The 9,684-nt window shown below is 66.5% G+C and carries 9 protein-coding genes; 4 read left to right on the top strand and 5 right to left on the bottom strand.

Going from position 1 to position 9,684, the window contains the following annotated elements; genetic code table 11:
- The first annotated feature begins 28 nt into the window (after nt 1-28).
- Together A0W70_RS10640 and A0W70_RS10645 are read left to right on the top strand one after the other, a co-directional pair.
- Entirely contained in the window at nt 29-1,531 is a 1,503-nt protein-coding gene (locus tag A0W70_RS10640) for a protein adenylyltransferase SelO (protein ID WP_067562543.1), read from the top strand.
- A gap of 142 nt (nt 1,532-1,673) precedes the next feature.
- A complete protein-coding gene (locus A0W70_RS10645) occupies nt 1,674-1,958 on the top strand; it encodes a hypothetical protein (RefSeq protein ID WP_139150827.1) in 285 nt (94 codons plus the stop codon).
- A gap of 321 nt (nt 1,959-2,279) precedes the next feature.
- Here the strand turns inward: A0W70_RS10645 and A0W70_RS10650 are convergent, their stop codons facing one another.
- Together A0W70_RS10650 and A0W70_RS10655 are read right to left on the bottom strand one after the other, a co-directional pair.
- Entirely contained in the window at nt 2,280-2,933 is a 654-nt protein-coding gene (locus A0W70_RS10650) for a response regulator transcription factor (RefSeq protein WP_067562550.1), read from the bottom strand.
- Nucleotides 2,930-4,558 (bottom strand): sensor histidine kinase, encoded by a 1,629-nt coding sequence (locus A0W70_RS10655; protein WP_175443104.1) that lies wholly within the window; start codon nt 4,556-4,558, stop codon nt 2,930-2,932. The genes A0W70_RS10650 and A0W70_RS10655 overlap by 4 nt, the downstream gene beginning before the upstream one ends.
- A 228-nt stretch (nt 4,559-4,786) precedes the next feature.
- Here A0W70_RS10655 and A0W70_RS10660 point away from each other — a divergent pair, with 228 nt between their 5' ends.
- A complete protein-coding gene (locus tag A0W70_RS10660) occupies nt 4,787-5,236 on the top strand; it encodes a DoxX family protein (RefSeq protein WP_067562557.1) in 450 nt (149 codons plus the stop codon).
- 265 nt (nt 5,237-5,501) lie between these two features.
- Here A0W70_RS10660 and A0W70_RS10665 read toward each other — a convergent pair whose 3' ends face one another.
- The 3 genes from A0W70_RS10665 to amrB form a co-directional block, all read right to left on the bottom strand.
- Nucleotides 5,502-6,179: a transglycosylase SLT domain-containing protein gene (locus A0W70_RS10665; RefSeq protein WP_245675861.1), complete on the bottom strand. Its 678-nt coding sequence runs from the start codon at nt 6,177-6,179 to the stop codon at nt 5,502-5,504.
- A gap of 241 nt (nt 6,180-6,420) precedes the next feature.
- Nucleotides 6,421-7,002 (bottom strand): AmmeMemoRadiSam system protein A, encoded by a 582-nt coding sequence (amrA, locus tag A0W70_RS10670; protein WP_067562561.1) that lies wholly within the window; start codon nt 7,000-7,002, stop codon nt 6,421-6,423.
- Nucleotides 6,999-7,805, bottom strand: a complete 807-nt coding sequence (gene amrB / locus A0W70_RS10675; protein WP_067562564.1) for an AmmeMemoRadiSam system protein B — start codon at nt 7,803-7,805, stop codon at nt 6,999-7,001. The genes amrA and amrB overlap by 4 nt, the downstream gene beginning before the upstream one ends.
- A 391-nt stretch (nt 7,806-8,196) precedes the next feature.
- Here amrB and amrS point away from each other — a divergent pair, with 391 nt between their 5' ends.
- Nucleotides 8,197-9,288 carry an AmmeMemoRadiSam system radical SAM enzyme gene (gene amrS / locus A0W70_RS10680; protein WP_067562567.1) on the top strand — a complete coding sequence of 364 codons (1,092 nt, stop codon included), beginning with the start codon at nt 8,197-8,199 and terminating at the stop codon, nt 9,286-9,288.
- Nucleotides 9,289-9,684 lie beyond the last annotated feature (396 nt).

The following is a 9,684-nucleotide window of genomic DNA, read 5'->3' on the forward strand; positions in this document are numbered from 1 at the left end:
CCCCGCCATCCCTTTGGAGGCCCCGACCATGAGCACCGCCGAGACCGCCCGGCCCGCGACGCTGACGCTCGACAACAGCTATCTCCGCCTGCCTGAGGGCTTCTACGCCAAAGTCGCCCCGACGCCGGTCGCGGAGCCGAAGCTGATCCGGATCAACCGGCCGCTGGCGGCGGAACTCGGGCTGGATGCGGACGCGCTCGCGTCGCCCGAGGGTGTCGAGATGCTGGCCGGCAACCGGGTCCCGGACGGGGCCGAGCCGCTGGCGCTGGCCTATGCGGGTCACCAGTTCGGCAATTTCGTCCCCAGCCTCGGGGATGGCCGGGCCGTGCTGCTCGGCGAACTGATCGACCGCACGGGCCGGCGCCGCGATGTCCAGCTCAAGGGCGCCGGCCTGACGCCGTTTTCCCGTGCCGGCGATGGCCGTGCGTCGATCGGGCCGGTCATGCGCGAGTACCTTGTCAGCGAGGGCATGGCCGGTCTCGGCATCGAGACCACGCGCGCCCTCGCGATGGTCGCGACGGGTCAGCCGGTCTATCGCCAGCAGGTCGAGCCGGGCGCCGTGCTCACCCGGATCGCCGCCAGCCATGTCCGTGTCGGGACGTTCGAATATTTCTACCGCCGGGGCGATCACGACAGCGTGCGCGCACTCGCCGATTATGTGATCGAACGGCACTATCCGGAGATCGCCGACCAGGATAACCCCTACGCCGCACTGCTGACCGAGGTCGTGACCCGTACCGCCGATCTGGTCGCGGACTGGCTCGGCGTCGGATTCATCCATGGCGTCATGAATACCGACAATGTCTCCATCGCCGGAGAGACAATGGACTATGGTCCCTGTGCGTTCATGGACAGCTACCACCCCGCGACGGTCTACAGCTCGATCGATGTCCAGGGCCGCTACGCCTACAACCAGCAGCCGCGGGTCGCGCACTGGAATCTCGCGCAGTTTGCCCAGTCACTGCTGCCGCTGCTGGCCGCGGACGAGGACGAAGCGATGGAGGTGGCGCGCGCGGCGCTCGACCACTATGCCCCCCGCTTCGAAGAGACCTACCACGCGCTGCTGCGGCGCAAGCTCGGGCTCGCGACCGAAGGCGAAGGGGATGTCGACCTTGCGATGGACCTGCTCAAGCGCATGGCCGAGCAGCGCGCGGACTTCACGCTGACCTTCCGGCGCCTGGCCGACCTGCAGCGTGATGACACCGGCAACGATGAGACCGTGCGGACGCTGTTCGAGGATCCCTCCGCGTTCGACGCCTGGGCCGAGAAGTGGCGTGAGCGGCTCGTGGCCGAGGACAGCGACGACGACACGCGCCGCACCGCGATGCGTGCGACCAATCCGGCCTATATCCCGCGTAATCACCGCGTCGAGCAGGCCATCAGCGCGGCCATGAGGGAGGATGACTTCACCCCGATGGAGCGGCTCCTCGAGGTCCTGGCGAGTCCATTCGAGGACCACCCGGAACACGCTGATCTCGCAAAGCCGCCGAAACCGGAAGAGGTCGTCCAGCGCACCTTCTGCGGGACCTGATCCCCGGTCCCGCGTCCCGCAGACGTGATCAGGCAGGCTACGTGGAAGCGCTTACGTAGAACCGCCAATTACGCGCGCGGCCGCCGATCTCCAGACTGCGAACTGCCATATGGCACAACGTCAGTCCAAGGAGATCGACATCATGAAAACCGAGAATCGTCGCAACACCCGTAACTTCGTCCTTCCGACCACACTGCTCGCCACGGCATTCGTGACGGCACTCGCGACTCAGGGTGCGTTCGCGATGGTCACCGAACACGACCGCGAAACCAGGGCGACCGAAGCCAGTGAATCGGGCGTGCTGATCGTCAGTGGCCAGGGTCCGCGCGGCGACGTGAAATACGTCCGCCCGGATACGAAGGTCAAGACCGTCGGCTACGAGATCGGCGGTCCGGTCGGGCGGCTGGTGAAGAACCCGGCCGAATGAGGGATCGAGAGACGGCGCAGGGATGCATTGCGGTAGGCCGGCTTGCGACCGAAGGGAGCCAGCCGGCGGTTTCGGGCCTCCAAAACCCGCACCGCCGGCGGTTGCCTTTGGCCAAAGCCGGTCGGCCCGTTGGAACTCTGAAACGATCGCGAGCAAGCTCGCTCCTGCACGAATTCTGCCACCGCGGTACGGATGCACCTGTAGGAGCGAGCTTGCTCGCGATCAACACGTCTCCTGACGCAAGACCGTAATCGGTTACAAAGGCGTCGCGTCGTATCCAGCAACCGCCCGTAGGCCATACCACACGGACTGGACTGCTTCTCAGGCTCCAGGACTTCCTCTCCCGTCCACCGTCGGGCTCCAGTCACGATAACGGTTTCCGGCGAGCACCAGCCGGACCATTTCGGGCGCATTGCGCGCGCCCAGTTTGTCGAGAATGCGGCCACGATGGACCTCCACCGTGCGCGTACTCATCTCGAGTTCGTAGCCGATCACCTTGTTGAGTTTCCCCGCGAGAATGCCCTCCATGACCTGCCGCTCGCGCGGCGTCAGCCGCTCCAGCCGCTGGTCGATATCGGCGGACGCGGCCTCGCGTGTGCGGCGCTCCCGGTCGGCCACGATGGCCTCTTCCACGCGCGCGAGCAGCGAATCGTTGTCGAACGGCTTCTCGAGGAAATCGAGCGCACCCGCGTTGACGGCTTCGACCGCCATCGGGATGTCGCCATGGCCGGTAATGAAGATGATGGGCATGCGGATCTCGCGTTCGGCGAGTTCGCGCTGCAGTTCAAGCCCGTTCATTCCGGGCAGGCGGACATCCAGGATGAGGCAGCCGGCACTGTCCCGGGCGACCCGGTTGAGCAACTCCTCGGGTGTCTCGAACGATTCGGCGGGATAACCCGCCGTCGTCACGAGGAATGAAGTCGCTTCACGGACGTCGGGGTCATCGTCGACGATGTAGACCTGTTCACTGCTCATGCCGCCTCCTTCTTTTGCGCTGCCGCTGCCGGTATCCGGATCCGGAAGAGGGCGCCGCCACCCTCGGCATCTCCGGCCTCCACCGTTCCGCCGTGCGCCTCGACCAGCGAGCGTACGATCGCCAGCCCGAGGCCGGTGCCGCCGCTGCGGCCGGTCACCAGCGGCTCGAAGAGATGGTGCCGTTCCTCCGCGGGCAGACCGGGCCCGCTGTCTTCCACCGTGAGTTCGGCTTCGTGGTCCGCCTCTATGGCACGGGTGGTCACCCGCACCCAGCGCAGGCGGTCGCTGGGCGCTTCATGGACCGCGTCTAGGGCGTTCTGCAGCAGGTTGACGACCACCTGGCGGATCGCGACCGGGTCAACCTCGACCATCAGCGGCCGCGATGCCCGATCGCTGGTCAAGCTGACCCGCTGACGCCGGTATTCCGGCACGGTGAGTTCGATCGCTTCGCAGGCGAGCGTGTTCAGGTCCGAACGCACGCGTTCACCATCGCCGGTGCGGAGGAACGTCCGCACGCGCCGGACAATTGCGGCCGCCCGTTCGTTCCCCTTGACCACCCGCTCGAGCGCGTCGGCGACCTCGTCCGGTGGCCGGCCGTCGCGCAGCATCCGCTGGGCCGCGTGCGCGTAGCTGTTGACCGCCGACAGCGGCTGGTTGACCTCGTGCGCGATGCCCGCGGCCATGCTGCTCATCGCATCGATCCGCCCGGCCCGGGCCAGCGTTCGCAGGTGTTCCCGAGCCTGCTCGTCGGCGGCGTCGCGTTCCGTGCGGGCCGCGGCGAGGACCAAGCCGGTGACCCCGAGCATGGCCAGATGGGCATGCAGGGAGAGGAGATTCGCGATCATGTTGGTCTGTGCGAACGGGCCCTTGTCGAGCCCCGTACACAGCAGCGCCACGGCGGCGATGGCGGCGACCGCGATGCCGGTGATGGCGGCCCCGAAACGCAACGCGACCGCGAGCACAAGCGGAAAGACCGCATACGAGGAGGCGAGGGCGACCGGCGCGGACAGCCCACCGGCATAGACGCCATACACGAACAGCACGCCGGCGATCACCCAGCCACTGGCCTCGAATGCCTCGCGCGCACTCATATGCGGTGCCCGCAGGGCGAGCAGCGGTGGCGCCAGCAGGATCATGCCCATGGCGTCGGCGATCCAGCACAGGCCGAACGTGGCGGCGAAGTCCGGTGTCAGACCGGCGACCACCATGGTCCCGCCGACAGCGCTGAGGACCGCGGTCAGGCCGCCACCGACCGCCAGCAGCAGGATGGCATCGCGCACCCGTGGAAAGGTCGGGTTGAAGCGCAGCCGGCGCAGGATCGCCGCGCTGGCGATACCGGCGATGCCGGTCACGGCGCCGAGTGCCAGCGCCGGCCAGAGCGGCGTACCGATCGCGCCGTGGAGAATGGCGGCGCCGAGCGCGGTACCGACCGCAGCCGGCCACCCGAAACGGAAGGTCAACGCGAGCGCGATCCCCGCGGCGGGCCAGATCAACGGGACCGGCGGCTGGGCCGCGGTGAACTGCAGGGCGGCGAGACCCAACAGCACCATGAGGGCGAACGCGGCCGCGGCGCTCCCCACGATCCAGGCGAGCCTGCCGATGCCGGGGGCCGCAGCCCGCGTCATGGTTGCATCCGTTTCATTCATCGCTGGTGGCGGTTCCCCGGTGAGTGCCTCTTCAGAATCGGTCAGACCGCGAACCCCGCACGGGGTTCCACGGAGCGATCCCGCGAGCACGTGGTACCACGTACGTACAAAACCGAATTACCGCCATTTCCGGAAATCGCCAGACTGCACAGCGTGTCAGGGGGACACGAAAGTGATTCAGCCAAATCAATAAACGGGAGCATTCCAATGACGGTACAAACGCACGTTCACGGCAGCATCGATTCCGGTCATGGTATCGCCGCTACATTCGCGCCGCATGCGCACTGGCTGCTGCGCGCCGGGCTCGCGAGCGTCTTCCTTTTCCACGGGCTGCAGAAATTCCTCGTGTCCGGTATCGAGGGATTCGCCGGCATGATGGGCCTGCCGGTGGTGATCGCCGGCCTCGTGGCGCTGGCCGAAGTCCTCGCCGGCGCCGGCATCATTGCAGGCGCGACCCTCCGCGGCCGCTTCGGAGACCTCGTCACCCGCCTGTCCGGACTCGCTGTCGCACCGGTCATGCTTGGCGCCATCGCCATGGTGCACTGGGGCCAGTGGAGCTTCGTCGCCAGCCAGAGTCACCCCATGGGCGGCATGGAATTCCAGGTGGTCCTGCTGCTGCTCGGCGTGTACTTCCTGATCCGCGGCAACGACGGCTGATCATCCATGCGTTCCAGGTCGTCAGGGTTGTACCGATAACGGGGGCACACCGCAGTGTGCCTCCGTTCGGTAAGAATCCTCAGCAAAGCCGCCAACGCAACGCTTCACGATTCCGTAGGTTGGCCTTCCAGTCGGAACTTCAGTCTTTGCTACGCCGGCCTTAGAATTCCGTAGGTCGGGCTTCCAGCCCGACACGCCGAGGCCACCGACCTGTAGGGCTTGAAGCCCGGCCTGCAGATCTCCAAAAGAGGGGGCCCTGATCGACTTAGGTCGATGCCCCGGAGCGATCCGGGCCGGACGCACTGCACCACGGCCCGAATTCCAGCAGACCGTCGCAGTCGAAACGGGCCGCACACGTGCTCAACTGTCGGCTGTAGTCCGCCGCGCGAGCGGCCACCCGCTCGGCGTAGTTCTCGATCGCCGGCTTGCGCCGCCAGTCGCCGCGGCGGTAACCGGTTCGGCCCTGGTGATAGGCGAGGTAGAGGTGCTTGACGTTGTCCGGCTCGATACCGAGCCGCTCGACGGTCGCCCGGTTGTACCAGCCGATAAAATCGAGCACGTCATCGATATGGCGGCGGCTGCGGCCGATCCCAGGGCGCTCCTCGATGTATTCCCCCCAGACCGGATCCTGGATCTGCCCGTAACCATAAGCGGACGACATCCGTTTCCAGGGTATGACGTCGAACAGGTATTCCCTCGGGGGACGGGCGCCGCGCCGGAATCCCGATTCGAGCTGGATGAACGCCATCAGCGTGGCAGTGGGGATGCCCCAGCGGACCTCGGCATCACGGGCATGGTCATACCAGTGCGGATGGCGCTCGAAGATGCCGCACAGATCCCGCTGGGCGGGCGGCGGCGGGGCACGCAGCACCCAGGCCGTCACCAGCAGAGCCGCGACGATCGCCGCGATGGCGGGGCGGAATCCTTCGGGGCGTCGTTGCATAGATCGGGTACCGGTTCCGGCGGCAGCCGCGAACGGGCACCTCTCGATCGAGTTCCCCGTTCCTGCCGTTCACCATTGCAGGCAAAACACGTAGGCCGGCTTGCGACCGAAGGGAGCCAGCCGGCAGACAAGGTTACGGCTCCGTACACGGGGCCCGCCGGCTGTTGCCTGACGGCAAAAGCCGGCCTACGTCTGCCGCGGCAAGGACCGCAATCCAATACGCGACCCGAAGACCCTTGGCTCACCCGCCGATATGCTCCGCGCGGTAGCGATAGACGGCCAGGTCGTCGGGCAGCATCCCCTGCGCAATGCCCGCTTTCTCCTTGAGCGTCCGCCAGAATTCCAGCGGATCGGGCAATTGTTCCCAGACCGCAGGCAGCAGTGTGCCACGGCGGGTACCGGCCTTGATGAGAACGCCGTCAACGCCCGGCACAAGGCGCTGGACGAGATCGGTCTCATCCGCGAATTCCATCGGTTCGGGCCGTGTGAGGACGGATAGCTCGCAGGCCAGGCCAGCGCGCTCGGTCTTCCGCAGTGGCGGGAATCGCGGATCCTCGAAAGCCGCGGCAAACGCATTGGCGTTGATATCGGCAACCAGTGGCCGGTGCGGCTCGATCGACCCGATGCAGCCGCGCAGGTGACCATTGGTCGTCTTCAGAGTAACGAAGCTGGAACGCTCCGCCCGCAGCAGCTCCGGCCAGCCTTCGATGTCGAGGTCCGGCGGCAGGCCGTGCGCGAGGCCGTGGTCGATCGCCCGTTCGGCAACGGCAAGCAGATCGGGACCCCAGGGTTGCAGATGCGGGCTCTGCGCCGCCCCGGTCATGCCGCGCGCTCCTGGAGGGTAAAGGCGCCGTAACCGACCACGCTGTCAGGCGGTGCGCCGGCATCGGCTGAGGTCTTCAACTCCAGCGTATGCACTGTGGCCGCGCGCTGCTGCGCATTCCACAGCAGTCCGGCCACCGGCAGGAAGCCGCAGGCATTTTCCGCGCGGAGTTCGCTGCCGCGCAGGCTTTCGATCGTGTGCGCGGTCGCCTGATCCAGTCGCCGTGCCGAACGATCATCGTGGAAGTGCGATAGATCGGAACTGATCGCGATCGCGGTCTCCTCATCGCCCCACAGGGCCGCCAGCACCTGGCCGACCGTGCTCGGCCGCGCGTCACCGACGACCAGCGGGACGATCGTCACATCGTTTCCCAGAACCTGCTGGATGAACGGCAACTGGGTCTCGATCGAATGCTCGCGTGCATGGGCGGCATCGACGACCTCGACGGAGGGGAAGTCCAGCACCGTTGCGAGCCCGGAGGTATCGACCCGCAGTCGTCCCATCGGTGTCTCGAACCATTCGGCGCTGCTGGCGGCAAGCCCGCGGAAAGGCACGAAATGCGAGGGCCCTAGGACCACCACGCGACGGATCCGGCCGCTGGCCGGGCGGAGACGTGCATAAGCGGTCGCCGCGACGCCGCCCGAGAACATGAATCCCGCGTGCGGCGCGATGATCGCCTTCGGCGCCGGCTCGTCCGGGGAATCGGCCGCGCCAAGCAACGCATCGACCTCCCTGCGCAGGACATCCGCCTGCCCGGAGTAGAACTGGCCCGCCACGGCGGGTCCGCGTACTTTGTCACCCATCGATGCCACCCTGAAATGCCCACGTTTCTCCCATGGAATGTAGCCGTTTGCCGCAAAAATCAACGCATCAGTGCACTTGCTGGCACACGCCGGCACGCGTGGACACTGCGTTTTCTACCAGGGGAAACGCTCGGTACCGGCGTAGGTCGGGTTTGTGTGGCGCTTCCATGCGCCACGCCCTTCGGGCTGTCGCGCCGATCCGCTCCCGGCGGATCGGTCAGCCCGACACTCGGAGCCCCCGATCCGTCGGGCTGGAAGCCCGACCTACAGGATTCCCGCCGACCAGCCCGGGCGTTTCCCGGCGCTCTGCGAACAACCTTGAAAACTGCGGCAAATCCGCCATTTTTATGGGACATAGGGTAAATCCGCCTGAACCGGGGCGGGGGGCAAAGTGACCCGCGAACATCTCGAAGGCGTGCCGACACGCTACTGGCACTGGCTTGATGACGGTCGCATCCAGTGCGACATGTGCCCGCGTTTCTGCAAACTGAAGGAGGGCCAGCGCGGCCTGTGTTTCGTGCGCGGCCGCCAGGACGACCAGGTGGTCCTGACCACCTATGGTCGCTCATCGGGCTTCTGCGTCGACCCGATCGAGAAGAAGCCGCTCAATCATTTCCTGCCCGGTACCTCCGTGCTGTCGTTCGGTACCGCCGGCTGCAATCTCGCCTGCAAGTTCTGCCAGAACTGGGACATGAGCAAGTCCCGGCAGATGGACACGCTCGCGGACAGTGCATCGCCGGCGGAGATCGCCGAGGCCGCCGAACGGCTCGGTGCACACAGCATCGCCTTCACCTACAACGATCCGGTGATCTTCCACGAATACGCCATCGATATCGCCGATGCGTGTCACGATCGGAGCATCAAGGCCGTCGCCGTCTCCGCCGGCTACGTCTGCCCGGAACCGCGCAAAGAGTTCTATGCCCGCATGGATGCCGCGAATATCGACCTCAAGGCGTTCACCGAGCGTTTCTACAAAAAGCTCACGGGATCGGCGCTGGAGCCGGTGCTCGACACCATTCGCTACCTGCGCTTCGAAACCGACGTGTGGTTCGAACTGACCACACTGCTCATTCCGGGCGAGAACGACAGCGACGAGGAGATCACCCGGCTGGTCGAATGGGTCCGCGACGAGATCGGCGTGGACGTGCCGCTGCATTTCACCGCGTTCCATCCGGACTTCAAGATGCTGGACTATCCGCATACCCCGCCGGAGACACTGTCCCGCGCACGGCGCATCGCGGTCGACCACGGCATCCGCTACGCCTACACGGGCAACACCCACGACAAGGCCGGCCAGAGCACCTACTGCCACGGCTGCGGCACGCGCCTGATCGGCCGCGACTGGTACCAGCTCTCGGATTGGAATCTCGACGACGACGGCCACTGCCTGCACTGCGGCACCCGCTGCGCCGGCGTCTTCGCCGGCCAGCCCGGCCATTGGGGTCGCCGCCGCCAACCCGTCTGGCTCGCCGCCGCCCGCTGACCGCCATCGCGCAACGGAGCGGGCTGCGCGCCGTAACCGCCATCCGGTTCAGGATGCATACCTGCCGACCGATTCCTGCGCCCTCGAACGTAGGCCGGCCTTGCGCGGCCCGCTGCGCTGAATACTGGCCGCGGCATGTCACCGCGCAATGCCGGCATTCCCCGGCGGGATGAAGCGGTGCACGCCTGACGTGCAACTGGCGCCGGGAAAGGCCGGCCTACACGATTCTTTGGCCTCAGTCCCGTAGGTTGGGTTGACGAAGGAAACCCAACAGGCCGTGCGCCGCCTACTTGAGCCCATGTCGATTACCGAAACCACGATGCGTTGGGTATCGCTGCCGCTCAACCCAGCCTACGCCTGTGTCCGCGCCACGCACGCGTTCACCTTCGGCGAAAA

The sequence above is a fragment of the Halofilum ochraceum genome (assembly GCF_001614315.2).
GTDB lineage: Bacteria > Pseudomonadota > Gammaproteobacteria > XJ16 > Halofilaceae > Halofilum > Halofilum ochraceum.

Coding starts and splice junctions, on each gene's coding strand:
- amrB (WP_067562564.1), bottom strand. CDS start 7,805: ATGGGTGACAAAGTACGCGGACCCGCCGTGGCGGGCCAGTTCTACTCC.
- A0W70_RS10655 (WP_175443104.1), bottom strand. CDS start 4,558: ATGACGCGGGCTGCGGCCCCCGGCATCGGCAGGCTCGCCTGGATCGTG.
- amrA (WP_067562561.1), bottom strand. CDS start 7,002: ATGACCGGGGCGGCGCAGAGCCCGCATCTGCAACCCTGGGGTCCCGAT.
- A0W70_RS10640 (WP_067562543.1), top strand. CDS start 29: ATGAGCACCGCCGAGACCGCCCGGCCCGCGACGCTGACGCTCGACAAC.
- A0W70_RS10645 (WP_139150827.1), top strand. CDS start 1,674: ATGAAAACCGAGAATCGTCGCAACACCCGTAACTTCGTCCTTCCGACC.
- A0W70_RS10660 (WP_067562557.1), top strand. CDS start 4,787: ATGACGGTACAAACGCACGTTCACGGCAGCATCGATTCCGGTCATGGT.
- A0W70_RS10650 (WP_067562550.1), bottom strand. CDS start 2,933: ATGAGCAGTGAACAGGTCTACATCGTCGACGATGACCCCGACGTCCGT.
- A0W70_RS10665 (WP_245675861.1), bottom strand. CDS start 6,179: ATGCAACGACGCCCCGAAGGATTCCGCCCCGCCATCGCGGCGATCGTC.